We start from the raw sequence: 24,345 nt of genomic DNA on the forward strand, positions 1-24,345 counted from the left end.
AAATTTCGTTTTTTCCTTCTTAGAAGGTGAAGACAACTGTTAAAAGAGCCCGTTTAAGAGCGGGCTTTTTTAGTCCTGAAGGACAAAAGATTTTGTGTGCTGATATGGCTCAGTCGGTAGAGCGCATCCTTGGTAAGGATGAGGTCCCCAGTTCGATTCTGGGTATCAGCACCATTTATTAAAGAATTTGCTTGGCGACCATAGCGTTGCGGACCCACCTGATTCCATGCCGAACTCAGAAGTGAAACGCAATAGCGCCGATGGTAGTGTGGGGCTTCCCCATGTGAGAGTAGGACATCGCCAGGTTTTATTTCCGAAAGCCCTGACCATTTGGTCGGGGCTTTTTCGTTTTAGCGATAAAATTTTAAGCCCTGATCATCCGATCGGGGCTTTTTTCGTTCTACTTCTTGTTTAGAGACCAGTCATAGTCGTACGTGACTGTTGCCGAATTTACTATGGAATTGGAGCGGTAGGATTCAATGTGTGTTATTACGCCGCCATCAGCAGCGAAATCACGACTAAACCAATCATAAATTGAAGAGAGTATGACCCCTTTTTCGCTCACATTTACTCCTTTGGGACTATTAATAAAATCTTTTGCTGCTTGTTCTAATAATATTTCTGTATTTTTTGCGGTGAACGCCTCGGTTTGTAAGTTGGGGCAACCAAGGCTTGCACAGTTAACGGCATAGTGAGTGCGAGGATCATTCCAGATGGGACGCAGTATCCGGTGTTCGATATCATTGAGTGTTAATTGCTTGCCCTCGATCGTTACGACCTCTTCATCCCAAGGGCCAAAGCTGAAAAAGCCACCGAGTTTGGTAATCGATTTGACTGGGTAGGCGTCTAAAATGAGATCAACAGTCACGGCATTATATAGATTGACCCAGTAAGCATATTGCACCGCTTGTGAATAGTTTCTAGGGTCTATTTGGCTTAATTGCGCGATATAGTTATCCAGTTTTTGCTTATCTTGCTGTTTAACTTCTTGGTAAGCAAAAAGATGGTTTTGACCAGAAATCGACAAATATTGATCAAGAATTTCCTGCCAAGCTTGATGATCAATCGTCGTGTGATTATTTTCATTACTTTGCTGCCAATAGGGCCATAGTTCAGACTTTGGTGCAGCCTGAGTTGAGAACGTAATAAAAGGGAGTGCGAGCAACGTAACGCTGAGTGCGAATCTTGTTTTCATAATAAAACTCAAGCTGATAGAACCTGATTAATTAGACCGTTGAGAGAAGGTAATTCTTTCCATCGACAAGCAAACTATCCTTTCAAAGCGATAAAAAAAGGTTGGCGATTAAGCCAACCTAGATGTTTTAACTAAGCAAGAAAGCTTGGTATTTTGTTTTCGTATTCAGTGATTTTAGCTTCGTGCTGCAAGGTTAGGCCGATGTTATCTAAACCGTTGAGCAGGCAATGACGGCGGAATGAATCGATTTCAAAGCTGTATTCTTTACCATTGGCACGAACACGCATCGCTTCAAGATCAATTTCTATCTGCGCACCCTCATTGGCTTCAACGAATTGAAAGATCTCATCCACTTCTTGCTCAGTTAAGCGTACTGGAACCATTTGGTTGTTGATTGAGTTGCCATAAAAAATATCAGCAAAACTCGGTGCGATCATCGCTTTAATACCGTAGTCAGCCAGTGCCCAAGGAGCATGTTCACGTGATGAACCACAACCGAAGTTTTCACGCGCCAATAAAATAGAAGCTCCTTGGTAGCGAGGTGCGTTCATTACAAACTCTGGGTTTGCCTGTTGGCCAGCATCATCAAGGAAGCGCCAGTCATGGAACAGGTGCTTGCCAAAACCTAAGCGAGACACTTTTTGCAGAAACTGTTTAGGGATGATGGCATCTGTATCAACATTAGCGGCATCAAGAGGTACAACTAAGCCTGTGTGTTGCTTAAAACCTGACATATTGTAACTCCTTAATCCAATTCACGAATATCGACAAAGTGGCCAGCAATCGCCGCTGCCGCCGCCATTGCAGGGCTTACTAGGTGCGTTCTGCCATCACGTCCTTGGCGACCTTCAAAGTTTCTGTTCGAAGTCGATGCGCAGCGTTCTTGAGGACCTAAGCGATCGTTGTTCATTGCCAAGCACATTGAACAGCCCGGTAGGCGCCATTCAAAACCGGCGTCTTTAAAAATGGTATCCAACCCTTCCGCTTCAGCTTGCGCTTTCACTTGTTCAGATCCTGGTACGATAAGCGCTTGAACATGCGAAGCAACCTTTCTGCCTTTCGCTACTTCAGCCGCCGCGCGCATGTCTTCAATGCGTGAGTTAGTGCAAGAGCCAACAAAAACTTTGTCGACTGAGTAATCAGAGAGAGCTTTACCTGCTTCTAATCCCATGTAAGCCAGAGCTTTTTCAGCAGATGCTTTTTCAACAGGATCGGTAAAACTGGCCGGAGATGGAATTGGTGCATCAACCGCGATCACTTGGCCAGGGTTAGTACCCCATGTAACCTGAGGTTTTATATCAGCCGCGTTGAGTGTTACCACCGCATCAAATTGCGCGTCTTCATCTGTTTTTAGCGTCGACCAGTAGTCAACTGCCGCAGTGAAATCATCACCTTTTGGTGAGAATTTGCGATCTTTAATGTAATCAAAGGTGGTCGCGTCAGGTGCGATAAGACCGGCTTTAGCGCCGAGCTCAATTGCCATGTTACATACCGTCATACGACCTTCCATCGTAAGATCGGTAATCGCGTCACCACAGAATTCAACCACATAGCCAGTGCCGCCAGCAGCGGTGGTTTTACCGATAATCGCTAGGACGATGTCTTTGGCGGTAATGCCTTCTGCAACCTTACCTTTTACCTCGATTTTCATGGTCTTAGCACGCGCTTGTTTGAGCGTCTGTGTGGCTAGAACATGTTCAACTTCCGACGTTCCAATACCAAAGGCAAGTGATCCAAAAGCACCATGAGTTGCGGTGTGTGAATCGCCACAGACAATGGTCATACCCGGTAGAGTAATCCCAAGCTCTGGGCCCATGACGTGCACGATGCCTTGATATTTATGGTTAATGTCATAAAGGGTGACACCGAACTCTTCACAGTTTTTTGATAGCGTCTCCATCTGGATACGGGCCATCTCACCGGATGCATTGATGTCTTTAGTCGTCGTTGAAACGTTGTGATCCATGGTGGCGAAAGTTTTGCTCACTTGGCGTACTTTACGCCCTTTTTCTCGCAAGCCATCGAAAGCTTGTGGTGAGGTTACTTCGTGTACTAAATGGCGATCGATGTACAAAATCGGGGTTTCACCTTCTGCGGCGACGGCTACGTGTGCGTCGTAGACTTTTTCATATAGTGTTTTGCCCATTGCTTCCTTTCCTCGTCGTCTTGAGTTGCAGTAATAGCCATTTCAAGGGCATCTCCGGCCTTGTTGGGACACCAATAACCTTAAGCTATTGGTGTCGTTATTACTGTCGTGAGACGACTATCTCTAATTGTTATAAATTAAATAGTTCTACGAGTTTAAGATGTATTCCGCGATTTTATCGCCCATCTCGGTGGTCGATAGCGCAGGCTTGCTGCCTGCAAGATCGGCCGTCAGTTCACCGGCTGATAGCGCTTTTGCTACCGCATTCTCGATATCTTGCGCTGCATCTTCTTCACCTAGGCTATAACGCAACATTAGCGCTGCAGAAAGGATTTGAGCGACAGGGTTTGCGATGTTTTTGCCTGCGATGTCCGGTGCGCTGCCACCTGCTGGTTCATACAAACCAAATTTACTTTCGTTCAGGCTAGCAGAAGGAAGCATACCCATTGAACCGGTGATCATGGCGCACTCGTCAGAAATAATGTCACCGAAAATGTTGGAACATAGCATGACGTCAAACTGAGAAGGGTCTTTGATTAGCTGCATGGTCGCGTTGTCGATGTAGATGTGTGAAAGCTCAACATCTGGATAATCTTTGGCAATCTCTTCAACCACTTCACGCCATAGAATTGAGCTTTGTAATACGTTAGCTTTATCGACAGAGCACACTTTTTTGCCGCGTAATCGCGCAGATTCAAAGGCAATCTTAGCAATGCGTTCAATTTCAAAACGGTGGTAAATCTCAGTATCAAACGCTTTCTCGTTTGGCCCTTCACCTTCCCGCCCTTTCGGTTGGCCAAAGTAGATGCCGCCAGTCAGTTCACGTACAACGACAATATCAAAGCCACGCTCAGAGATATCGGCACGCAGTGGTGAAAAGGCTTCTAGGCCTGTGTGAATCTGTGCAGGACGAAGGTTACAAAATAGCTGGAAGTGTTTACGCAGTGGCAGCAAAGCGCCGCGTTCTGGCTGATCATTCGGTGGCAGGTGTTCCCATTTAGGACCACCAACAGAACCAAACAGAACCGCATCTGATTGTTCACAGGCTGCGACGGTAGATTGTGGTAGTGGACTGCCATGATTATCGATAGCAATACCGCCTACATCATGGGCTTCACGCTGAAACGTGATGCCACGCTTGGTTTCAATCGCATCCAGTACTTTATTCGCTTGAGCCATTACTTCTGGGCCAATGCCATCTCCGGCCAATACCGCGATTTTGTAAGTCTTCTCTGTCATGGTAATCCTTTAAATTTTGTATACCCATCCAACGTTAAGTTGTTTGGCTATAGCGTTGTGTTGCTATTCCAATTTGTTCAAACACGGCATGACCGAGTTTGATTGTGATTCTATACAGTGGCTATTTTTTGCTGCTTAATTTCGGCAATTTGATCGGCGCGATGGATGCTATTGATGACATGCAATAGAGCCTGACCAGATGCTTCAACAATATCTGTTGATATACCGGTGCCGTGATATTTACGTCCTTTGTAGTTGGCAATAATATCGGCTTGGCCTAATCCATCTTCACCTTCGCCCTTAGCGGTAAGATCGAATTTATCCAATACAATATCGTACCCGGTTACGCGATAAATACACTGATAAAGTGCATCAACTGGTCCATTGCCGACTGCCGCTTCACATTTTTCGTCATCGCCACACTGCAACTGAATCGTAGTGGTTGCCATTACACTGCCCGATTGCACGCTTAGGTAATTCAACTTGTAGAAATCGTCTTCATCACGCAAGTTAGAGAAGTGCATTAACGCTTCTAGATCGTAATCAAAGACTTGGCCTTTTCGGTCGGCGAGTTTCAAGAAGTCTTCATACAAGGCATTTAGGTTGTACTCTTCTTCTTTGTAACCCATCGCTTCCATATGGCTCTTTACTGCTGCTCGGCCACTACGACTGGTTAGATTCAATGATTGATTCTTCAAACCGATCGATTCAGGCGTCATGATTTCATAGGTGTTCTTATTCTTTAACATGCCATCTTGGTGGATGCCTGACGAATGGCTAAAGGCATTGGTACCAACAATTGCTTTATTACTCTGAATTGGCATGTTGCACAATTGGCTAACGAGTTTGCTAGTACGATGAATCTCATCATATTTAAGACCGGTATGAACACCTAGCAGCTCTTGACGTGTCTTAATGATCATCGCAATTTCTTCTAGTGCACAGTTGCCGGCACGCTCACCAATCCCATTGATGGTGCCTTCGATTTGGCGAGCACCTGCTTGAACGGCGGCAATTGAGTTGGCCACTGACATACCTAAATCATCATGGCAGTGGACTGAAATGACGGCTTTATCGATATTCGGTACTCGATTAAACAGTGTTTCGATTATGCCACCAAACTCATTTGGAACGGTGTAGCCGACCGTATCAGGAATATTGACTGTGCTAGCGCCTGCTTTGATCGCTGCTTCAACCATGCGACATAGATTATCGATGGGAGTACGACCTGCATCCTCACAAGAGAATTCGACATCATCAGTATATTGGCGCGCGTGTTTTACTGCTCTAACGCCCATTTCAACTACGTCATCATAACTGCGGCGCAGTTTATCTTGTACGTGGACGGTTGAGGTTGAAATGAAGGTATGAATACGGAAAGCTTCCGCTACTTTTAGCGCTTGGGCTGCGGCATCGATATCATTGGGTACCGCGCGAGAAAGCGCGCAGATGCGGCTGTTCTTAATGTGTCGTGCAATGGTTTGTACCGACTCAAAATCGCCAGGCGAAGAAACAGGGAAGCCCGCTTCAATAACATCCACACCGAGACGTTCAAGTGCATACGCAATTTGCAGTTTTTCTTTGACTGTCAAACTGGCTGACAACGCTTGTTCGCCATCACGCAAAGTGGTGTCGAAAATAATGACTTGATCGTTCATAAGTGCTTCCTTCTTGATTCGTTTGTTTATCCACTGTTCGGTGGGTATTTAAACGATTACTTCCAGTATTTGATCATAAAAAAACCCGCATCTCGGTGCGGGTCTGTTGTAAATCTGTGTGGTTAATTCTCTTCCACAGCCTACCCGCGCGATTGATTCACGATCAGGAGGAGGCTCAGTTGGCGAGAAAATGTTCTTGTCATTGTTAACTACTTCCTAAGAGAGTTAATGAAACCACATATTTAAGTTAATAGATTAGTACCGTACTCAGCACTGCACGTCAACCCTAAAGTTGCTTTTTTATTCAATTGGGCGAAATCTTCAGCATAAGAAATGATTTTAGTGGGATAAGTTTTGTTGTTGGCGGTAAATGCGCTGAGCAAACCTAAATAAGTGAGAATTATCAATATCATCAGAGCAAGATGGTGAAAGGAGCCTAACAAAGAGCAAATCAATCGTGACTCGCCTTGTCACCAACTCAACAAAAATTCGTCAACTTAGTGTCATCTAACTGGCTTAGCTTGAGATCAATCGCGCTAACTATCGGAGCATACCATGCGCACTATAGAGCCAATTGCCAAGTTTGATCTCGCGTTTTCTTTATTCTGTTTGCAACATAAATTCACACAACCTGTTTCAAAACTTAGCCGGATAGTGTCCCACACTGGAGATGGCCACCTTTATGCACTGATTGGTCTACTGGCATGGTGGTTTGATGGACAAGTGGGTAAATTGTTTTTAGCTGCTGGCTTACTGGCCTTTGTGATTGAATTGCCTATTTACTGGTTGCTGAAGAATGTTTTTAAAAGACGACGTCCTCAAGAGCTCAGTGTTCTGATCCCTTCCTTTATTACTCCCTATGATCGCTATAGCTTGCCCTCAGGCCATACTGCCGCTGCATTTGTTATGGCGACGCTTATTGGCCAATTTTATCCATCTTTTGAGTTAGTTGCCCTGACATGGGCGACGATGATTGCGATGTCACGGCTATTGCTTGGGGTTCACTTTCTTAGTGATGTGTTGTTGGGAGCTTGTCTCGGCTTTAGCTGCGCCAATGCAGCAGTGCAATGGCTTGGGAGTAATGCACTATGAAAATTTTGTATGGTGTACAAGGAACAGGCAATGGGCATATAGCGCGAGCTAGAGCTATGTGTGACGCACTTAAAGAGAAAGAGGTGGAGGTTGATTTTCTGTTTTCGGGACGTGAGGCAGATAAGTATTTTGCTATGCAGGCGTTTGGTGATTATCGCATTCGCCGTGGGCTGACTTTTATTACCGAGAAAGGCAAAGTTAATTACCGTCAAACGATACTGGAAAATAGTCTGTTTGAGTTTTACCAAGAAGTGTCAGCGTTGGATCTTTCTGGCTACGATTTGGTGCTCAATGATTTTGAGCCGGTTTCTGCTTGGGCGGCAAAAATACAGAAAAAGCCCATTATTAGTATTAGCCATCAAAATGCGTTTCGTTACCCAGTGCCTTTAAAAGGAGCGAGTTGGTTAGATAAACAAGTGATTCGTTACTTTGCTCCAAGTTCGATTCATTTGGGTTTACATTGGCATCATTTCAACCAACCGATTTTACCGCCAATTATTCATACTAAGCGAGAGGATGTCGATTCCCAAGCCTATGTACTGGTCTATTTGCCATTCGAAAGCTTAGACGATATCACCGATTTATTGTTGCGTTTCAGCCGCCAGAGTTTTGTCTGTTTTCATCCGCAAATATTGGCGGCAAAACAAATCGACAATATTCAGTTTTTTCCGCTTAGCTTAGGAGAATTTCAGCACTATCTCAATCGCTGCGCAGGGATCATTGCTAACGGTGGTTTTGAATTACCCTCTGAAGCTCTGACGATGGGGAAGAAATTATTGCTCAAGCCACTGGCAGGGCAATTTGAACAACTGTCCAACGTGGCAACGTTAGAAAGTTTAGGCCTTGCCAGCAGCATGGAAATTCTTGACGCTTCAATTGTACGCAATTGGTTGGATGAAGAGCCCGGTGAGCGAGTCCAATACCCTGATGTTGCCAGTGCGATCGTCGATTGGCTGCTGAAAGGGGAGTGGGATAGTACCGAGCAATTAACCGCGCGGTTATGGAGCCAAGTGGATTTTCCCAGCTATGCGTTCAACGAGTGACGTTAAGTGTATGGCCTTGCATGATGACTCATCCATTCAATACAGTAAAATTATTGAGGGGGTTATGCTTTGTAATCGCGCTTATTAATGTCATCAATTGATTGTGCGTAACATTCATAATTGGAGTGAATCTGTTATCAAGTAACTAAAAAAAAGCAATTTAGCTATTTTTACATATTGATTATCTTCTTGTTTAATAAGGTAATTAATTGTTTTTGGCTAAAAAATACTGATTAATTCTCAATCCAGTTGCACTGAGATAATTGATTGGTCGATAGTCTCTTTTCCTTACTAATCATCTAAATCGCAAATAAATAAGTCGTCTAGATAGCGTTGCGATTAAATTGGTATAGCACAGTGAGCTTTGTGTTTTGCCCAATGATTCAATTTAAAGAGAAGAGACCGATGACAGAAGCAAAAGAACCAATGAGCGCAATCGCAAGCTACCGAATGGAAAGCACACTACGTGGTGTTGATCTTAATTTGTTAACCGTATTTGATGCCGTAATGCAAGAGCAGAACATTACTCGTGCTGCACACAACTTAAGCATGTCTCAACCGGCCGTTAGTAATGCCGTCGCGCGGTTAAAAGTGATGTTTAATGACGAGCTATTCATGCGTCAAGGTCGTGGTATTCAACCAACACAGCGAGCTCGTCAGCTGTTTGGTCCGGTTCGTCAGGCACTGCAATTAATCCGTAATGAACTGCCGAGCTCTGTGTTCGCTCCAGAAACCTCAACCCGTCTTTTTAAATTGGCAATGTGTAGCCCTTGCGACATGCGTTTTGCGCCAAAAGTAATGGATACGATTCATCAGAGAGCCCCATACGTACAATTGCACTTAGATGCTGAGTTTGATCGCCAGTTAGCTGAACGTATGCGCTATCAAGAAATTGACTTCGTAATTGACTACGCTCGATTTGATGAGCAAGGCTTTTCAAGCACAGAGATCTTCCAGGATGAATTGGTGATTGTGGCATCCAAAGCTCACCCTCGTATTAAAAATTCAGTCAGTGTGGAAACGTTGCGTTCAGAGCGCCATGCGAAACTATCACGCGTCCATGGACAACGTAGTTTCTCTGAGCAAGCTTATAAAGAACTCGATGTTAGTGCTTATTATGAAGGCACGAGTTTGAGTAATGTTTTGTATGTGGTTGGTCAATCAGAGCTAGTGACGATCGCTCCTCGTTGGATGGTTGAAAATGCCGCGAATCAGCAACAGTTACAGATTGTAGCCTCCCCATTTGCCAATACGAGCATAAATGGCTACCTAAGTTGGCATGAATCAAGTGAAAAAGACAAAGGACATATTTGGTTACGAGATCAGTTGATGCAAATCTGTGGAGAGGTAGTTGCTCTCGATATTTAAAATTAAGTTATTGAAACTTATGTTTAAATTTTGTCTCTTATGATATCTGCTACAATCTTATTAAATAATATATTGCTATTTTAAGCCTCGGATGGCGAAAGTCTCCGAGGCTTTTTCTTATAAGTTTGATGCGTGTCAGTTGCCTTTTTTAACTTGAAATGTACACTGTGCGCGCAAAAGGCTTACAGGTGTAAGCTTAAAGGTAGAAAAGATGGCCAATTTAGATTTTCATATCGTTAAAAGAATTCGTGAACAGATTGCACAAGGCGGTGAACGTACAGCGCTTAAGCACAAAGTAGATGGCTTATGGCAAGGTATTAGCTGGCAGCAATTTGGTCAGCAGGTGGATGCAATTTCACTTGCTTTATTGGCTCAAGGATTACGAGTACAAGATAAGATAGGGATCTTCTCAAACAACATGCCGCAATGGACCGTTGCGGATATCGCTACGCTGCAAACGCGTGGTGTGATTGTGCCAATTTACCCAACAAGCACCGCTGCACAATCAGCGTATATTCTGCAAAATGCAGACGTCAAAGTTTTGTTTGTTGGTGAGCAGCCTCAATTTGATTTGGCTGTATCTATCTTTGAACAGTGTGAGCAGCTAGAACTGATTGTCGCAATGTCTGATGACATTGATCTGCAAGGTCATACGTTTGCGGTCAGCTGGCAAGATTTCATTGCTCGTGGTAATGAGGCACATCAGGCAGAGCTACAACTGCGTCTTGATGATGCGAACCTCGACGATCTATTAACGCTTATCTATACCTCTGGTACAACTGGCCAACCAAAAGGCGTAATGCTTGATTACGCCAACATAGGCGCGCAGTTACAAGGTCATGATCAGCGTTTAAGCTTAACCGATCAAGATGTGTCACTGTGCTTCTTGCCGCTGTCTCACGTGTTTGAACGTGCGTGGACTTTCTATGTCTTGTACCGTGGAGCAACTAACTGCTACCTGCAAGATACGATGCAAGTTCGTGATGCGCTAAGCGAAATTCGTCCAACCGTGATGAGTGCTGTGCCGCGCTTCTACGAAAAGATCTTCTCTGCGATTCATGAGAAAGTCTCTAAGGCGCCATTTATCCGCAAAGTATTATTTACTTGGGCGGTTAACATGGGCGCGAAAATGGCGGTATGCCATCAAGATGGTCGTAAGCCATCATTGATGCTGAAAAAATCGTACAAGCTTGCTGATAAGTTAGTGTTGTCGAAATTGCGTGCTCTGTTGGGTGGCCGAATCAATTTCATGCCATGTGGTGGTGCGAAATTGGATGAGACCATTGGTCGCTTCTTCCATGCCATTGGTATCAACGTTAAGTTGGGTTACGGCATGACCGAAACCACGGCAACGGTTTCTTGTTGGGATGATAAGTGTTTTGATCCTGCTTCGATCGGCATGTCGATGCCGGGCGCGCAAGTGAAGATCGGTGAGAACAACGAGATCTTAGTTCGTGGTCCGATGGTGATGCGCGGTTATTACAAAATGCCAGAAGAGACGGCACAAACTTTTGATGAGCACGGCTTCTTAAAAACGGGCGATGCAGGCCATATTGATGAGAACGGTAACTTGTTTATTACCGATCGCATTAAAGAGTTGATGAAAACATCGAACGGTAAATACATTGCACCGCAAGTGGTTGAAGGCGCAATTGGTAAAGACCATTTCATCGAGCAAATTGCCGTGATTGCAGATACGCGTAAATTTGTTTCTGCGTTGATCGTGCCGTGTTTTGATAGCTTGGAAGAGTACGCGAAAGAACTGAATATCAAATACCATGATCGCGTAGAGCTGATTAAGCACCATCAAATTGTTGAGATGCTTGAATCACGTGTGAACGACTTGCAAAAAGAACTGGCTAAGTTTGAGCAAGTGAAGAAATTCAAATTGCTGCCGAAAGCTTTCTCGATGGACGATGGTGAGTTAACCCCAACGCAGAAACTGCGTCGCAAGGTGATTAACGATAAATACCAAGATGAAATCGAAGAAATGTACGACGATAAACCGTCTAAGAAGTAGCTTTTCTCAATCTAAATTTTTAGGTTGATTAAAAATCCCCCACAATCATAACTTGGTTGCGGGGGATTTTTTTTACTTTCAAACTAGGCAGGAGAGTGCTTGAAAGAAAAGTGCACAAAAAATATTCCGCTTTTTTTGTCGAGGTTTTGTGGAAAGATGCTGATTTTTAGGCTGTATTTGTCGTCTTTTTATCGTCATTCTCGGAATTCATAGAATTGTGTGAGGAATGAGAGAAAAGTCGCAATAGATTCTTTGAAAATAAAACGTTACATTTGTTGCTATTGCTTGCGTGTTGTTATGACATGCGCAAGGCATAGAGAAAGAGTGGAAGTATTTCATTTAGGCTAAAAATAAGCCCTAACTATGTGCAACTGACCAAACAATGAACCCTATTGATTGGTGCAGGTAAGGAGAAAAATATGACAGCAATGTTGTCCGGTGCTGAGATGGTTGTTCAATCTCTCATCGAAGAAGGAGTGGAACAGATTTTCGGTTATCCAGGCGGTTCAGTATTGGATATCTATGATGCGCTGCATGCGAAAACGGAGCAAATTAAACATGTTCTGGTTCGTCATGAACAAGCAGCAACGCACATGGCTGACGGCTACGCGCGCGCAACGGGTAATCCGGGTGTGGTGCTGGTTTGTTCAGGCCCAGGCGCAACGAACACGATTACGGGGATTGCAACCGCGTATATGGATTCGATTCCCATGATTGTTATTTCTGGTAATGTGCCGAATAACCTGATTGGTAATGATGCGTTCCAAGAGTGCGATATAGTCGGTGTGTCACGCCCGGTGGTAAAACACAGCTTCTTAGTTAAGAAAGCCGAAGATATCCCTGAAACCGTTAAGAAAGCCTTCTATATTGCGACGACAGGCCGCCCAGGCCCTGTGGTTATCGACTTACCTAAAGATATTCTTAATCCACAAATCAAATTGCCATACGAGTACCCGGCAACGATCTCGATGCGCTCATATAAACCCACCACCACAGGCCATAAAGGTCAGGTCAAAAAAGCCCTTAAAGCGTTGCTAGAGGCAAAAAAACCCGTGCTGTATGTGGGTGGTGGTGCTGTAATTTCAGAGGCGGATGAACCGTTATTGAAGCTGGCGGAAACGCTTAACTTACCGGTTGTCAGTACCTTAATGGGGCTGGGGGCATTTCCTGGTACTCATAAAAACTCGCTTGGTATGCTTGGTATGCATGGCACTTATGAAGCCAATATGGCGATGCATGGCGCCGATCTGATCTTTGGTGTTGGCGTGCGCTTTGATGATCGCACCACCAATAACCTAGAAAAATACTGCCCAGATGCCAAAATCATGCACATTGATATCGATCCTTCTTCTATTTCGAAGAACGTTAAAGCGGATCTGCCTATCGTAGGCTCGGCCGATAAAGTGCTGGCATCAATGATGAGTTTGCTGGTGGAGCAAGGCGGCAGTAACGATGAGCAAGCATTGAGCCAATGGTGGGATGAAATTCAAACTTGGCGTAATAAAGAGTGCTTGAAGTACGCTAAATCACCTGAACGTATTAAGCCACAACAAGTGATTGAAACACTGCATAAACTGACCAATGGTGATGCTTATGTCGCATCAGATGTTGGCCAACACCAAATGTTTGCTGCGCTTTACTACCCATTTAACAAGCCACGCCGTTGGATTAACTCTGGTGGTTTAGGCACGATGGGCTTTGGTTTACCTGCTGCGATGGGGGTAAAGTTTGCCAAGCCTGATGAAGAAGTGGTGGTGGTGACCGGCGATGGCAGTATTCAGATGAATATCCAAGAGTTATCGACGGCGATGCAATACGATATTCCAGTTAAGATCATTAACTTGAACAACCGCTTCCTTGGGATGGTAAAGCAGTGGCAAGATATTATTTATCAAGGTCGTCACTCCAATTCTTATATGAGCTCAGTGCCGGATTTTGCGGCGATTGCTGAAGCTTATGGCCATGTTGGTATTCGCATTGAAACCCCTGACGAGCTTGAAGCTGGTCTGCAGCGAGCACTCGAACTGAAAGATCGTTTGGTGTTTGTTGATATCAATGTTGATGAAACAGAGCATGTATACCCAATGCAGATCAAAGGCGAGGGTATGGACAAAATGTGGCTAAGTAAGACGGAGCGTACCTAAGATGAGACATATCATTTCACTATTGATGGAAAACCAACCGGGTGCGCTATCACGAGTTGTCGGCTTGTTTTCTCAGCGTGGTTATAACATCGAGTCACTGACGGTTTCACCGACGGATGATGAAACACTATCGCGTCTAAACATCACCACCATTTCAGATGATTTGGTGCTGGAGCAGATCCAAAAACAGCTGCATAAATTAATTGATGTCTTAAAAGTGCAGGAAGTGTCAGAGCTTGAGCATATTGAACGTGAATTAATGTTGGTGAAAGTGAAGGCCAGTGGTTTTGCTCGTGCCGAAGTTAAACGCACTGCCGATATTTTCCGCGGTCAGATTGTGGATGTCACTGCCTCGCAATATACGGTGCAACTAACTGGCGATAGCGAAAAGCTTGATGCCTTCATTCAAGCGCTTTCTGAAGTGACGGAAGTGATTGAAGTTGCGCGTAGTGGTGTGGTGGGCATTGCACGCGGAGAGCGAGCGTTAAAAGCTTAATACTACTTTGATTCTGGTATAGAAAAGAAAAACCACCGAACGTTCGGTGGTTTTTTTGTCGTTAGCTTCGATTGACGATTAGTGCAGAATACGTGCGCGAATCGTACCTTCAATGGTTTTTAGTTTCGCTAGAGCTTCTGCTGAACGCTCTGTTTCGACATCAATAACCACATAACCGATTTCAGCCGCTGTTTGTAAATATTGGCCCGCAATGTTAATGCCTTCTTCGGCAAAGATGGTGTTAATTTGCGTCAGAATACCAGGGCGGTTTTTATGAATGTGCAGTAAGCGAGAACAATCACGGTGCTCAGGGAGTGAAACTTCTGGGAAGTTTACGCTTGAAAGTGTTGAGCCGTTATCTGAGTATTTCGCCAGTTTGCCCGCGACTTCTACGCCAATGTTTTCTTGTGCTTCTTGCGTTGAGCCACCCACATGTGGAGTCAGAATAACATTGTCGTATTTTTGCAGTGGTGATTCGAATGCTTCTGCATTGGTTGCAGGTTCTGTTGGGAACACATCGACGGCTGCGCCAGAGATGTGGCCTGCTTCAAGAGAGTGACAAAGCGCCTCGATATCTACCACGGTACCGCGAGCGGCATTAATGAAGATGGCTCCTGGCTTCATGCGAGCAAATTCTTCTGCGCCCATCATGTTTTTGGTTTCAGGTGTTTCAGGTACGTGCAGGGAGATAACATCACACTTATTGAGTAGTTCACTCATGGTGAAGACTTGCGTTGCATTACCCAGAGATAGCTTATTCTCAATATCGTAGTAGTAAACACGCATGCCTAAGTTTTCAGCAATAATGCCGAGCTGAGTACCGATATGGCCGTAACCGATGATGCCAAGACGCTTGCCACGAGCTTCGTAAGAATTGTCGGCACTTTTCTTCCAAATACCACGGTGTGCCAAGGCATTTTTCTCTGGGATTCCGCGCAGTAGCAGTAGGATTTGACCAAGGACTAATTCTGCAACGCTACGGGTATTAGAGAATGGTGCGTTGAATACTGGAATACCGCGCACAGCCGTTGCGTGTAGGTCAACTTGGTTAGTCCCAATACAAAAACAACCAACGGCAACTAATTTTTCAGCCGCATTAATTATTTCTTTAGTTAGGTTGGTACGTGAACGAATACCAATAAAGTGGGCATCTTTTACCGCTTCCATCAGTTCAGCTTCTGATAAAGAGCCTTTATGGTATTCGATGTTGGTGTAACCTGCTGCTTGTAAAACTTCTACTGACGATGGGTGCAGACCCTCTAAAAGAAGTATTTTAATTTTTTCTTTTTCCAGTGAAACTTTGGCCATTATCTTCATCCTTAAAGTGGGAAAGGGGCAAAACTGGCGCACATTGCACTAAATAGGGTTAAAAAAGACGCTTTTTAACCTGGTCATTAGTACGCAAACGTTTTCCTTGTGCGTCTTCTGTCCACTAACTTAACAAAAAAAATAAAGTTTGGGTAAGAAAATTACGGAATAAAGAATAATTTTTAAGCGATAAAAAACAAAAAACGGCCCAATATAGGGCCGCTTGTAATGAAATAACAGAATGATGCCTTACAGATTGATGATTTTTATTCTCCTCAATCAGTTAGCGATCGGCAACGTTACATCGTTGCGCGCTATTATTCTTCGATTTTTGCACCATTTGGTGTGCCAGTGATTACGACATCGGCACCACGAGCGGCAAATAGACCAACGGTAACCACACCGGCAATAGCGTTGATTGAACGTTCCATCTCTTTAGGATTGCTGATTTGCATGTTGTGAACATCAAGGATCACGTTACCGTTATCAGTTACAACACCTTCACGGTAAGCAGGATCGCCACCCAGCTTTACTAATTCACGCGCCACGTATGAGCGCGCCATTGGGATAACTTCAACCGGTAGTGGGAATTGACCAAGAATGTCGACTGCTTTTGTGTCATCAACAATACAGATGAATTTGTCTGAAATCGCCGCAACGATTTTTTCGCGAGTCAGCGCGGCACCGCCACCTTTGATCATGTCGCGGTATGCGTTAATTTCATCAGCACCATCGACGTAAACATCAAGACGAGCAACTTCGTTACAATCAAAAACTTCAATGCCCAACTCTTTTAATTTTGCGGTTGAAGCTTCAGAGCTTGATACAGCGCCCTTGATATCATCTTTGATAGTAGCTAGAGCATCGATGAAGTGATTTACAGTAGAGCCAGTACCGACGCCTACAATACTGTCTTTCTCAACATACTTAAGCGCAGCCCAACCGGCTTCTTTTTTCATCTCATCTTGAGTCATGCTCATCTCCTAAGTGGAAGTTCGTTATCGTTTGCGCGGCGAATTATATACCCAAGTTACCTCAAGGTGCTAGTTTCAGCCGTGACTTTCCCACTGCCATATTTTGCTCGGTGTCACTATTTTAGGTAGTGGTACATCCCACGCTTCGACGGGGAGGCGCTCAACATGCTGGCAATCATGAGCAAGGCCGATAGGTTTCGGCCCACCGCGATCTTTAAACCAAGGTGCGAGCGTTCGATCGTAATAGCCACCGCCCATACCGAGGCGATGACCGGTTGAATCAAAGCCGACTAATGGCGTGCAGATAATATCGAGTTGATTGACGGGGCGAATCAGCAGTTGATTGAGCTTCGGTTCTGCAATGCGATATTGATTGAGCACCATCGGAGTGTCGTTTTGATAGTGCAAAAAAAGCAGATGGCCTTTGGAAAAAGGATGAATAACGGGTAGATAGACTTGCTTGCCTTTGTGCCATAGCCAATCAATCAGCGGCTTAGTGTCAACTTCGCCATCGGCAGTCAGATATAACGCGATATGTTGTGCAGAACTGATTTCAGGCAGACGAGAGAATTGTTCGATCAGCTTTATGCTGGCATCGTGTTGTTCACGAGCGCTGAGCTGCTGTCGGATATTACGGATTTGCTGACGAAATTGCTGTCGAGATAGCATGATGATTTACCCAAATAATGGGGTATCAAGGAGATACCCCAGAGTGCCGTTGGAGATTTGGACCCTTGAACCAGCTGGTTCAAGGCGGATCAGCAATGATGACCGTAGGCTTCTCGGTACGAGCCGAGCTTGCTCAATAGCCTTCAAATACTAACCCTTTGGGATTGCTTATCGGCTCAGGGACTTAATCCCACTAACGCACACTCCAGGGTAAACTGGTTTCCACTGTCATAATAGGCAAGTGATCGTCACTCGTTTATTTACAACAGTAGAGAATTCTTTAAGTTAAGATTACTGCTTTCCCTGCGGTACTTTACTTAGTGCATCATCAAGTGATGCGGAGAGCTTTTCCATACGCTCAGCAAATTGAATTTGCTGTTGCTCTTGCGCTTGTGAAGAGGAATCACGAGTTTCTAATTCATAGCAGAAGTTGAGTGCCGCAATCGTCAATAAATGCACTTCATTGGTCACTTTAGTTTTATCGGTCATGTCTTTCAAACGATCACTGAGTCGTTTGGCAGCTTGAAGCAAAGCTTCTTCCTGACCGGGTGGGCAGTTTACTCGCGTTAACTTCCCTAAAATTTCAACGTCTACCGCTTGGTTACTCATATCCACTCTACACTTAGTATTAAGGTGATAATGCAGACCATCACCGAGGTGGAAACTATAGAAAAAGCCCAGTTAAGATTCAAGTCTTTCCCGTACAACATTGGTAAAACAAAGGGAAATAACACAGTTATTGGGCAAATTGTGTAAAACCCGCTCATTATTGCTGCCTTGTTCATTTTCGCAAAACCAGCAAAGTGGTACGATTAAGTATTATTTTTGTAAAATTAGGTCTATCCATGAGTGACATCACCCTTCCAGATTACTTAACCTTCGCCACTGAACTGCAATCTGCAGGTCTGGCGGTCAATCCTGCAGAAATCCACGGCTTGCTGACGGGAATGCTAAGTGGTGGTTTAAGTTTAACGGATAAAAGTTGGCAGCCGCTGATTTTTGATTACACCAACGAAGGAATGGGTTGGCCTGATAGAACGTTGAAATTAGCGCAGCAAACTCTTGATACCACCACCAAAGAATTAACAGGTAGTGATATGGAGCTTTCATTGTTAATGCCTGATGAAGAAGCCAGTGCCAGCTTGTTTGATATGGCTGATGGTGTAGCGGAATGGGTTAACCACTTTATCTCAGGTTTAGGTCTGGTCGCCGTTGATTTGAAAAAAGCGTCTAGCAACGTCAAAGAAGCCTTGGCCGATTTGGAAGAAATTTCCAAGCTGGGTATTGATGAGGAAGATGATCTGCAAGAGCAAGCAATGCTGCTTGAGCAAGTACTTGAGCATGTAAAGGTATGCGTACTGACTATTCACGCTGAGTTTGGCCAAAAACCAGCAGAACCAGTCGCGACGCCAACCATTCATTAATAGGTTAGTTTGATGAAGCAGTTTGATGTGGTGATCGCCGGTGGTGCAATGGCGGGTATGACACTCGCTTTGGCTTTGGATTCTTTATCGCAAAGTCAGCTTCGCATTGCGGTGGTTGAGCCTTTTGCGGTTGATCACCAAGCACATCCCGGGTTTGATTCCCGTTCGATAGCGCTATCGTTTGGTACGGTGCAGATTTTACAGAGCTTAGATTTGTGGTCGCAGATCGCTCCTGTAGCGACGGCGATCAAGCATATCCATGTCTCGGATCGTAGCCATGCGGGTATGACCAATATTGATCACAGTGAGATGGCCGTTGAAGCACTAGGTTATGTAGTCGAGTTGGCTGATGTTGGACGAATCTATCAAACGCAACTGGAATCACGGCCATCAATTTCGTTGCTGTGCCCTGACTCTGTGAGCGATATTGAGCGTGGTGACAGTCACAATGTGGTGACTTTGCAAAGCGGTGAGCAAATTGAATGTCGCTTGCTGGTGGCCGCGGATGGTGCTATTTCCTCTTGTTGCCAAGCGCTCGGTTTTGAATTGAAGCAACATGATTTTGACCAAGTGGCGGTGATTGCGAACATCCGTTGTCAGCAAGCACATCAAGGACGAGCTTTTGAGCGGTTCACAAACCAAGGTCCGCTTGCTTTGCTACCAATGAATGATGACCGTATGTCTTTGGTTTGGTGTTTACGCCCTGAAGTTGCCGAACGTGTATTGCGATTAGATGACTCTGCGTTTCTTGCCCAATTGCAACAAGCCTTTGGCTGGCGTTTAGGCCACATCAATCAGGTCGGTCAGCGTGCGAGCTACCCTTTATTACTCCGCTACCGAGAGCAAAATATTTCCCATCGTTTTGCCATTGTAGGTAACGCCGCTCAAACCCTACACCCGATTGCCGGTCAGGGGTTCAATTTGGGTATTCGTGATGTGGCAAGCTTAGCCGAAGAGGTCGTGCAATCATTAGCGGATGTGGGGCGTTATCAGGTTTTGAGTGCCTTTAGTCGTCGTCGTCAAGCCGACCGTGACAACACTATCGCTATGACGAGTACGTTGGTGCATATCTTTTCCAATGATTACTTGTCGTTACGAATTGGTCGCAATCTCGGTTTAGCGATGATGGATAATATTCCATCCCTTAAGACTCCATTGCTACAAAGAACATTAGGTTTGGTGGCACGATAGTGCCAAGAAGGATGCAAATAGATGATGCAAAGCGTTGATATTGCGATTGTTGGCGGAGGCATGGTTGGTCTCGCTTTCGCTGCGGCAATGAAAGACAGTGATTTGAGAATTGCGGTGATAGAAAGCCGTGTTCCTAATAGTGAACTGCAAGAGCTGACCGATGTACGCGTATCGGCACTGAGCCGTTCTAGTGAAAGTATTTTACGTAATCTTGGCGCATGGCAAGGCATTATTGATCGTCGAGCTGCGGCATACCGTGCGATGGAAGTTTGGGAACAAGATAGCTTTGCGCGTATTGAGTTTGATGCGAAGAAAATGGCGCAGCCTGATATTGGGCATATCGTTGAAAATCGAGTGATTCAGCTGGCTTTGCTTGAGCAAGTGCAAAAGCAATCTAACGTCACCTTATTTATGCCAGCACAGTGCCAATCAATGGCAATGGGTGAGAGCGAAGCGTGGTTAACACTGGATAATGGCCAATCTCTGACTGCCAAGCTGGTGGTGGGGGCTGATGGGGCTAACTCATGGGTTCGCCGCCAACAGGATATTCCGCTGACACACTGGGATTATGGCCACAGTGCTATTGTGGCGAATGTTTGGACACAAGAGCCACATGATAAAGTGGCTCGTCAGATTTTTACGCCACAAGGTCCACTTGCGTTTCTACCTATGGGCGGAAGCCAAATGAGTTCGATTGTATGGTCAACGGACCCGAGTCGTGCCGAGCGCTTAGTCGCGATGGATAATGAAGAATTCAATAAAGCTCTGACGGCCGAGTTTGATGCACGTCTTGGTATGTGTGAAGTGATTGGTGAGCGTTTTGCCTTTCCTCTAAAAATGCGTTATGCCCGTGACTTTGTTTGTGAACGAGTGGCTTTAGTTGGCGATGCTGCGCATACCATTCATCCATTGGCGGGGCAGGGGGTCAATTTAGGTTTGCTTGATGCTGCATGTTTAGCTCAAGAAGTGCTGCAACTTTGGCAACAAGGTCAAGATATCGGTAGTAAACGTAATCTTCGTGGTTACGAGCGTTGGCGCAAAGCGGAAGCGGCTAAAATGATCGCAGCGATGCAAGGCTTCCGAGATTTATTCGCAGGTAATAACCCCGCTAAAAAACTGCTTCGTGGTATTGGAATGCAATTGGCAGGGCAGTTGCCGGGTGCAAAAGATGAAATCATGAAACGAGCTTTAGGGTTGAAGGGGGATTTACCCAATTTAGCAAAATACCCGCTTTCCTCGATCCAGTAAGTAATCTCAGACTGGTTCGTCGCGAAAAGTTTTGCTCGCAAATGCAAAAGGGTTGGCACTAAGCCAACCCTTTTTATATTCCGTCATTCGTTGTCAATCAAAGGATGCGTACCCGCCGAACAACCATTGTTTAGGCGTAAGCACATCGTAGGCGCATGATCTCTTTGTTGACTTCTTTTACTGCTTGAAAGTGCTTCTGCTCTGCTCTATCTGGCAAAATGAGTTTGCCGTTGTCGAATTCAAATTTTCCGACGCCATAGATATAGATTCTTCCTTTAAAAAGCCGACTAACGTGTTTAGCAATCATACCGGGTGTATAGCGCTTAAACAGTCTCATAGAATTATCCTTATGTTTATCAAGCACTGGGGATTATAGAGATTCCCCACTTTAAAATGTGTGACTTTGTTGGGGGAATAATCAGTTGTTGTTCCTCAATTTGGATAATTGTGCTGTTGTGAGCAAAACAGCCATTCAAAATCCAAATTCATGTGACGTTAACCTCACTAATCTTCTGTTATTGGAACTGAGACCTCTTGTCCAACGGGTGACTATTTGACCATTGGACTATGACAAAATTAAGAATAGTCGAAAAAATGTTGGCTTTGCTAAGGGAATGTAAATTTTAAGGTAAAAAAAAGCCCGCTTTGGGCGGGCGAATAGTCACAGATGCATTACACAAAAAGTGGTCATTCCGATAAAGCGTATCGGTCCACTTTTTACCAACAGGGAACAAAGAGGCGAGCGATTGCCGAGAGTATCGGCTGAAATGCGCCTAGCTTTGCTCTTTTCTATCAGTGATTTCAGAATAGAGAAAAAAACGACCCGTGACTAGTTATGCTTTTGTTGTGAATAAAAATTAATTAGTACAACCTGGTTGATTGCGAGGTATGTCACTTTATTGTGATTGCTATAAGTTTTATTACATAAATTAGCGGCAGATAGGGGCGAACAATGGTTGGCACAATTGGACGAGGTCGTGCAGTTGGAGTGCAATTCCAGCCATATTAGAGCCGCTACTAATGGTAACTTCGGATTCTTGCTCAAGTTGTGGGTCAAAGATGATGGGCATGGCCGTTTTGAGCAGCAGTGGCGTGACTGTACCGATTTGGTAGCCGGTCACGGCAGTCACTTGTGTTAAATCGACACAAGTCATGCGGCGACATTGTAATAATGCTCTGACTTTTTTGGGGTCAACAGACTGATCTCCCGGCACACACGCCAGCGCGAATTGATCGCCCATGTCTCGGAGCAAAATCGCCTTGACCATCTGTGCGGGACGGATACCTCGTTGGCGGGCTGCATCTTCAATACTTACTGAGGGAGTCTGGTGCATCAGCAGGCGGTAGTCCACCTGCTGTTGATCTAAATATTGAGTGAGTGGGGTTGGCTGGAACTTATTCGTCATCGAGTGAGTAAGGCAGTGGTTGCATAGTCCAAAGTGCTTGAGGTTGAGCGGCAAGACGTAGTTGCGTGTCGGCCTCAAGGTTGTTCGGTAATACGACTAAACCAATGGTTTCACCATCATTGAAGCGGTAATGAGCCATTAGTTTTCCCGCACCTCGCCAGTTTTCACCCACTGCGCGTTCTAAGCTTGTATCTTCACCAATATCATTATCGGTATGGCCTTTCACGATATACATCGCGCGTTTATTGATGCCACGATATTTCGCTCGAGCAACGGTTTCTTGCCCAGTGTAGCAGCCTTTTTTAAAGCTAATGCCGTTGAACGCTTGTAGGTTGATGGCTTGAGGAATGTGCTCGCTTTGTTCTGCTTGCTCAATAATCGGCAATGCCGCTTCAATGTCAAAACGTCGCCATAAATCCTCATCCACTTTCTGCGCGTCGATGGTATCGACCAAAGCGGTTGCTGTTTGTGGCTCAACGACCAATAGCCAGCGTTGCTCATCAATTTTAACCGCACATCCACCTGTCTTAAGCTGGCGAACATCCCCTTCTGTGTTGGTTAAATTGTCGATCAACGCATGAGCTTGTGTACCGAAAAATCCCAATAATAGCTCTTGGCTTTCAGTAATATCGACTTTAGAAAAAATGGCATATTTTTTCAGTTCAGCCAGTTGTTTCTCCACCGCGGATTTTGGTTCAAACAGCGCGTAGCCTGCTTGGTGATGAAACAGACGAAAAGCCGCCCACACTTTCCCTTTTGCGTCACAATGCGCACCGAAGGTGGATTGATCTTCAGGTAGCTGCACTACGTCGCAGGTTACCTGGCCTTGTAAGTAGGATTTTGCATCGTTGCCAATCAGTGAAATGATTCCCCAAGATTTAAGATGGGTCAGCATTAAGGCCGGTAGAGCGTCGTTAGCTGAGACAGAATGTGGGGTGAAGTCGTTAAGCCAATCCATGATGAGTACCTTGAAGATTCAGAGCAAAAGTTGATATGACTAATGTTAAGTCTTGTTGCCGCCTTTACGCAACTGTAGAAATCACAACGAGTTCTCGTCGCTGATGGGAGTCGGTGAGGTGTTTACAAATTTGAGACAACAGCGCAGACAAGCAAAAGTGTGACGGTTGTGTGACTGAGATAGTAGTTGTTGTAGGTCTAGCTTGCTACACTCGGGACAAATAACCGATTTAGGTGAGGAAGTAGAATGTACACCACGGAAGAAAAAGCGCGTATTAAATGGGCATGTCGTCGTGGCATGCTAGAGCTAGATGTTGTTGTGATGCCGTTTTTTGAAGAGTGTTTTGACTCATTAACAGAAACCGAACAGCGTGACTTTGTTTCTCTACTCGAGTGTGATGATCCTGATCTATTTACTTGGATCATGGGGCATGCTCGCAGTGAAAACTTAAGCCATGCATCGATGGTTGATAAAGTTGTCGCTCACAACCTCAGTAAAGTGCGTTAATTTAAACGTTCAGGTTAGTTATTTTTATTTACAGGCCAATGCCGTCTTGATGGTGTTGGTCTGCTGTTTTATTACGATTAGTTCAATCCCTCTCGTTATTACCCTCAGCTTATTATTGTTACTTCACAAGGCGAATACCCACTCTGGCTTACTTAATAGGCCGTTGCGCGGCTGCGTTAGCTTCTACTCGGATGGGCGAGTTTATTTAGGGGCATCACAATGTAAGGTGCGTTTGGTGCTGTTTTCGTTTCTTGAGTGG

General features: G+C 44.9%; 22 protein-coding genes, 1 tRNA gene, 1 rRNA gene and 1 other RNA gene. 12 read left to right on the plus strand and 13 right to left on the minus strand.

Annotated elements, in window-relative coordinates; translation table 11 throughout:
• Positions 1 to 98: 98 nt before the first annotated feature.
• Both RH85_RS00440 and rrf read left to right on the plus strand, forming a co-directional pair.
• Positions 99 to 174, plus strand: a tRNA-Thr gene (locus RH85_RS00440).
• Positions 175 to 190: 16 nt separating this feature from the next.
• Positions 191 to 306: ribosomal RNA gene (rrf, locus tag RH85_RS00445) — 5S ribosomal RNA — on the plus strand.
• 94 nt (positions 307 to 400) lie between these two features.
• Here the strand turns inward: rrf and RH85_RS00450 are convergent.
• The 5 genes from RH85_RS00450 to leuA all read right to left on the minus strand — a co-directional run bounded on the left by RH85_RS00450 (position 401) and on the right by leuA (position 6,238).
• A complete protein-coding gene (locus tag RH85_RS00450) occupies positions 401 to 1,195 on the minus strand; it encodes a DUF547 domain-containing protein (protein ID WP_006710192.1) in 795 nt (264 codons plus the stop codon).
• Between the two features lie 131 nt (positions 1,196 to 1,326).
• Positions 1,327 to 1,929, minus strand: coding sequence for a 3-isopropylmalate dehydratase small subunit (gene leuD, locus RH85_RS00455; RefSeq protein WP_006710193.1), 603 nt, complete (start codon positions 1,927 to 1,929; stop codon positions 1,327 to 1,329).
• Between the two features lie 11 nt (positions 1,930 to 1,940).
• Entirely contained in the window at positions 1,941 to 3,341 is a 1,401-nt protein-coding gene (leuC, locus tag RH85_RS00460; RefSeq protein WP_006710194.1) for a 3-isopropylmalate dehydratase large subunit, read from the minus strand.
• A 147-nt stretch (positions 3,342 to 3,488) separates the two neighbouring features.
• On the minus strand, positions 3,489 to 4,580 hold the full coding sequence (leuB, locus tag RH85_RS00465) for a 3-isopropylmalate dehydrogenase (protein ID WP_006710195.1): 1,092 nt from the start codon (positions 4,578 to 4,580) through the stop codon (positions 3,489 to 3,491).
• Positions 4,581 to 4,690: 110 nt separating this feature from the next.
• Positions 4,691 to 6,238: a 2-isopropylmalate synthase gene (leuA, locus tag RH85_RS00470; protein WP_006710196.1), complete on the minus strand. Its 1,548-nt coding sequence runs from the start codon at positions 6,236 to 6,238 to the stop codon at positions 4,691 to 4,693.
• A 555-nt stretch (positions 6,239 to 6,793) separates the two neighbouring features.
• On the opposite strand from leuA, the gene RH85_RS00475 reads away from it, so the two are divergent.
• The 6 genes from RH85_RS00475 to ilvN all read left to right on the plus strand — a co-directional run bounded on the left by RH85_RS00475 (position 6,794) and on the right by ilvN (position 14,401).
• Positions 6,794 to 7,330, plus strand: coding sequence for a phosphatase PAP2 family protein (locus RH85_RS00475; protein WP_006710197.1), 537 nt, complete (start codon positions 6,794 to 6,796; stop codon positions 7,328 to 7,330).
• Positions 7,327 to 8,373, plus strand: a complete 1,047-nt coding sequence (locus tag RH85_RS00480) for an MJ1255/VC2487 family glycosyltransferase (RefSeq protein ID WP_006710198.1) — start codon at positions 7,327 to 7,329, stop codon at positions 8,371 to 8,373. Before RH85_RS00475 ends, RH85_RS00480 begins: the two co-directional genes overlap by 4 nt.
• A 405-nt stretch (positions 8,374 to 8,778) precedes the next feature.
• Complete coding sequence (leuO, locus tag RH85_RS00485) at positions 8,779 to 9,741, plus strand: transcriptional regulator LeuO (RefSeq protein ID WP_006710199.1); 963 nt, start codon at positions 8,779 to 8,781, stop codon at positions 9,739 to 9,741.
• Positions 9,742 to 9,952: 211 nt separating this feature from the next.
• Positions 9,953 to 11,761: an AMP-dependent synthetase/ligase gene (locus RH85_RS00490; protein WP_006710200.1), complete on the plus strand. Its 1,809-nt coding sequence runs from the start codon at positions 9,953 to 9,955 to the stop codon at positions 11,759 to 11,761.
• Positions 11,762 to 12,180: 419 nt separating this feature from the next.
• Positions 12,181 to 13,905 carry an acetolactate synthase 3 large subunit gene (locus tag RH85_RS00495; protein WP_006710201.1) on the plus strand — a complete coding sequence of 575 codons (1,725 nt, stop codon included), beginning with the start codon at positions 12,181 to 12,183 and terminating at the stop codon, positions 13,903 to 13,905.
• A 1-nt stretch (position 13,906) separates the two neighbouring features.
• Positions 13,907 to 14,401, plus strand: coding sequence for an acetolactate synthase small subunit (ilvN, locus tag RH85_RS00500; RefSeq protein WP_005593030.1), 495 nt, complete (start codon positions 13,907 to 13,909; stop codon positions 14,399 to 14,401).
• A gap of 78 nt (positions 14,402 to 14,479) precedes the next feature.
• Here ilvN and serA read toward each other — a convergent pair whose 3' ends face one another.
• The 5 genes from serA to zapA all read right to left on the minus strand — a co-directional run bounded on the left by serA (position 14,480) and on the right by zapA (position 17,961).
• The gene (gene serA, locus RH85_RS00505; protein ID WP_006710202.1) at positions 14,480 to 15,709 is read right to left on the minus strand and encodes a phosphoglycerate dehydrogenase; all 1,230 of its coding nucleotides are present in this window, start codon (positions 15,707 to 15,709) and stop codon (positions 14,480 to 14,482) included.
• Between the two features lie 317 nt (positions 15,710 to 16,026).
• The gene (gene rpiA / locus RH85_RS00510) at positions 16,027 to 16,683 is read right to left on the minus strand and encodes a ribose-5-phosphate isomerase RpiA (protein WP_006710203.1); all 657 of its coding nucleotides are present in this window, start codon (positions 16,681 to 16,683) and stop codon (positions 16,027 to 16,029) included.
• A gap of 75 nt (positions 16,684 to 16,758) precedes the next feature.
• Positions 16,759 to 17,352 carry a 5-formyltetrahydrofolate cyclo-ligase gene (locus tag RH85_RS00515; RefSeq protein ID WP_006710204.1) on the minus strand — a complete coding sequence of 198 codons (594 nt, stop codon included), beginning with the start codon at positions 17,350 to 17,352 and terminating at the stop codon, positions 16,759 to 16,761.
• 31 nt (positions 17,353 to 17,383) lie between these two features.
• Positions 17,384 to 17,567: non-coding RNA, 6S RNA (gene ssrS, locus RH85_RS22130), on the minus strand.
• A 76-nt stretch (positions 17,568 to 17,643) separates the two neighbouring features.
• On the minus strand, positions 17,644 to 17,961 hold the full coding sequence (zapA, locus tag RH85_RS00520; RefSeq protein WP_006710205.1) for a cell division protein ZapA: 318 nt from the start codon (positions 17,959 to 17,961) through the stop codon (positions 17,644 to 17,646).
• 236 nt (positions 17,962 to 18,197) lie between these two features.
• Between zapA and RH85_RS00525 the strand changes: the two genes are divergently transcribed.
• From RH85_RS00525 to RH85_RS00535, 3 genes are read left to right on the plus strand one after another with little or no spacing between them, the layout of a single operon-like run.
• The gene (locus RH85_RS00525; RefSeq protein WP_006710207.1) at positions 18,198 to 18,776 is read left to right on the plus strand and encodes a YecA/YgfB family protein; all 579 of its coding nucleotides are present in this window, start codon (positions 18,198 to 18,200) and stop codon (positions 18,774 to 18,776) included.
• A 12-nt stretch (positions 18,777 to 18,788) separates the two neighbouring features.
• Positions 18,789 to 19,967 carry a 2-octaprenyl-6-methoxyphenyl hydroxylase gene (gene ubiH / locus RH85_RS00530; protein WP_006710208.1) on the plus strand — a complete coding sequence of 393 codons (1,179 nt, stop codon included), beginning with the start codon at positions 18,789 to 18,791 and terminating at the stop codon, positions 19,965 to 19,967.
• A gap of 21 nt (positions 19,968 to 19,988) precedes the next feature.
• Positions 19,989 to 21,215 carry an FAD-dependent 2-octaprenylphenol hydroxylase gene (locus RH85_RS00535; RefSeq protein WP_006710209.1) on the plus strand — a complete coding sequence of 409 codons (1,227 nt, stop codon included), beginning with the start codon at positions 19,989 to 19,991 and terminating at the stop codon, positions 21,213 to 21,215.
• Positions 21,216 to 21,345: 130 nt separating this feature from the next.
• Here RH85_RS00535 and RH85_RS00540 read toward each other — a convergent pair whose 3' ends face one another.
• The 3 genes from RH85_RS00540 to ygfZ all read right to left on the minus strand — a co-directional run bounded on the left by RH85_RS00540 (position 21,346) and on the right by ygfZ (position 23,579).
• Positions 21,346 to 21,552 (minus strand): DUF1107 domain-containing protein, encoded by a 207-nt coding sequence (locus RH85_RS00540; RefSeq protein WP_005593042.1) that lies wholly within the window; start codon positions 21,550 to 21,552, stop codon positions 21,346 to 21,348.
• A gap of 592 nt (positions 21,553 to 22,144) precedes the next feature.
• Positions 22,145 to 22,621 (minus strand): aminoacyl-tRNA deacylase, encoded by a 477-nt coding sequence (locus tag RH85_RS00545; RefSeq protein WP_006710210.1) that lies wholly within the window; start codon positions 22,619 to 22,621, stop codon positions 22,145 to 22,147.
• Positions 22,611 to 23,579, minus strand: coding sequence for a tRNA-modifying protein YgfZ (gene ygfZ / locus RH85_RS00550; protein WP_006710211.1), 969 nt, complete (start codon positions 23,577 to 23,579; stop codon positions 22,611 to 22,613). The genes RH85_RS00545 and ygfZ overlap by 11 nt, the downstream gene beginning before the upstream one ends.
• Before the next feature lie 246 nt (positions 23,580 to 23,825).
• On the opposite strand from ygfZ, the gene RH85_RS00555 reads away from it, so the two are divergent.
• Positions 23,826 to 24,086, plus strand: coding sequence for an FAD assembly factor SdhE (locus RH85_RS00555; RefSeq protein ID WP_006710212.1), 261 nt, complete (start codon positions 23,826 to 23,828; stop codon positions 24,084 to 24,086).
• Positions 24,087 to 24,345: the final 259 nt, after the last annotated feature.

Source organism: Vibrio ichthyoenteri ATCC 700023 (assembly GCF_000222605.1).
Taxonomy (GTDB): Bacteria; Pseudomonadota; Gammaproteobacteria; order Enterobacterales; family Vibrionaceae; genus Vibrio; species Vibrio ichthyoenteri.

Bases quoted from the DNA above. Each gene is read 5' to 3' on its own strand.
- RH85_RS00540 (WP_005593042.1), bottom strand. From the start codon at position 21,552: ATGAGACTGTTTAAGCGCTATACACCCGGTATGATTGCTAAACACGTT.
- RH85_RS00515 (WP_006710204.1), bottom strand. From the start codon at position 17,352: ATGCTATCTCGACAGCAATTTCGTCAGCAAATCCGTAATATCCGACAG.
- ubiH (WP_006710208.1), top strand. From the start codon at position 18,789: ATGAAGCAGTTTGATGTGGTGATCGCCGGTGGTGCAATGGCGGGTATG.
- leuA (WP_006710196.1), bottom strand. From the start codon at position 6,238: ATGAACGATCAAGTCATTATTTTCGACACCACTTTGCGTGATGGCGAA.
- RH85_RS00475 (WP_006710197.1), top strand. From the start codon at position 6,794: ATGCGCACTATAGAGCCAATTGCCAAGTTTGATCTCGCGTTTTCTTTA.
- RH85_RS00535 (WP_006710209.1), top strand. From the start codon at position 19,989: ATGATGCAAAGCGTTGATATTGCGATTGTTGGCGGAGGCATGGTTGGT.
- RH85_RS00545 (WP_006710210.1), bottom strand. From the start codon at position 22,621: ATGACGAATAAGTTCCAGCCAACCCCACTCACTCAATATTTAGATCAA.
- ygfZ (WP_006710211.1), bottom strand. From the start codon at position 23,579: ATGGATTGGCTTAACGACTTCACCCCACATTCTGTCTCAGCTAACGAC.
- leuC (WP_006710194.1), bottom strand. From the start codon at position 3,341: ATGGGCAAAACACTATATGAAAAAGTCTACGACGCACACGTAGCCGTC.
- RH85_RS00450 (WP_006710192.1), bottom strand. From the start codon at position 1,195: ATGAAAACAAGATTCGCACTCAGCGTTACGTTGCTCGCACTCCCTTTT.
- RH85_RS00555 (WP_006710212.1), top strand. From the start codon at position 23,826: ATGTACACCACGGAAGAAAAAGCGCGTATTAAATGGGCATGTCGTCGT.
- RH85_RS00480 (WP_006710198.1), top strand. From the start codon at position 7,327: ATGAAAATTTTGTATGGTGTACAAGGAACAGGCAATGGGCATATAGCG.
- leuO (WP_006710199.1), top strand. From the start codon at position 8,779: ATGACAGAAGCAAAAGAACCAATGAGCGCAATCGCAAGCTACCGAATG.
- leuB (WP_006710195.1), bottom strand. From the start codon at position 4,580: ATGACAGAGAAGACTTACAAAATCGCGGTATTGGCCGGAGATGGCATT.
- serA (WP_006710202.1), bottom strand. From the start codon at position 15,709: ATGGCCAAAGTTTCACTGGAAAAAGAAAAAATTAAAATACTTCTTTTA.
- ilvN (WP_005593030.1), top strand. From the start codon at position 13,907: ATGAGACATATCATTTCACTATTGATGGAAAACCAACCGGGTGCGCTA.
- leuD (WP_006710193.1), bottom strand. From the start codon at position 1,929: ATGTCAGGTTTTAAGCAACACACAGGCTTAGTTGTACCTCTTGATGCC.
- RH85_RS00525 (WP_006710207.1), top strand. From the start codon at position 18,198: ATGAGTGACATCACCCTTCCAGATTACTTAACCTTCGCCACTGAACTG.
- RH85_RS00490 (WP_006710200.1), top strand. From the start codon at position 9,953: ATGGCCAATTTAGATTTTCATATCGTTAAAAGAATTCGTGAACAGATT.
- zapA (WP_006710205.1), bottom strand. From the start codon at position 17,961: ATGAGTAACCAAGCGGTAGACGTTGAAATTTTAGGGAAGTTAACGCGA.
- rpiA (WP_006710203.1), bottom strand. From the start codon at position 16,683: ATGACTCAAGATGAGATGAAAAAAGAAGCCGGTTGGGCTGCGCTTAAG.
- RH85_RS00495 (WP_006710201.1), top strand. From the start codon at position 12,181: ATGACAGCAATGTTGTCCGGTGCTGAGATGGTTGTTCAATCTCTCATC.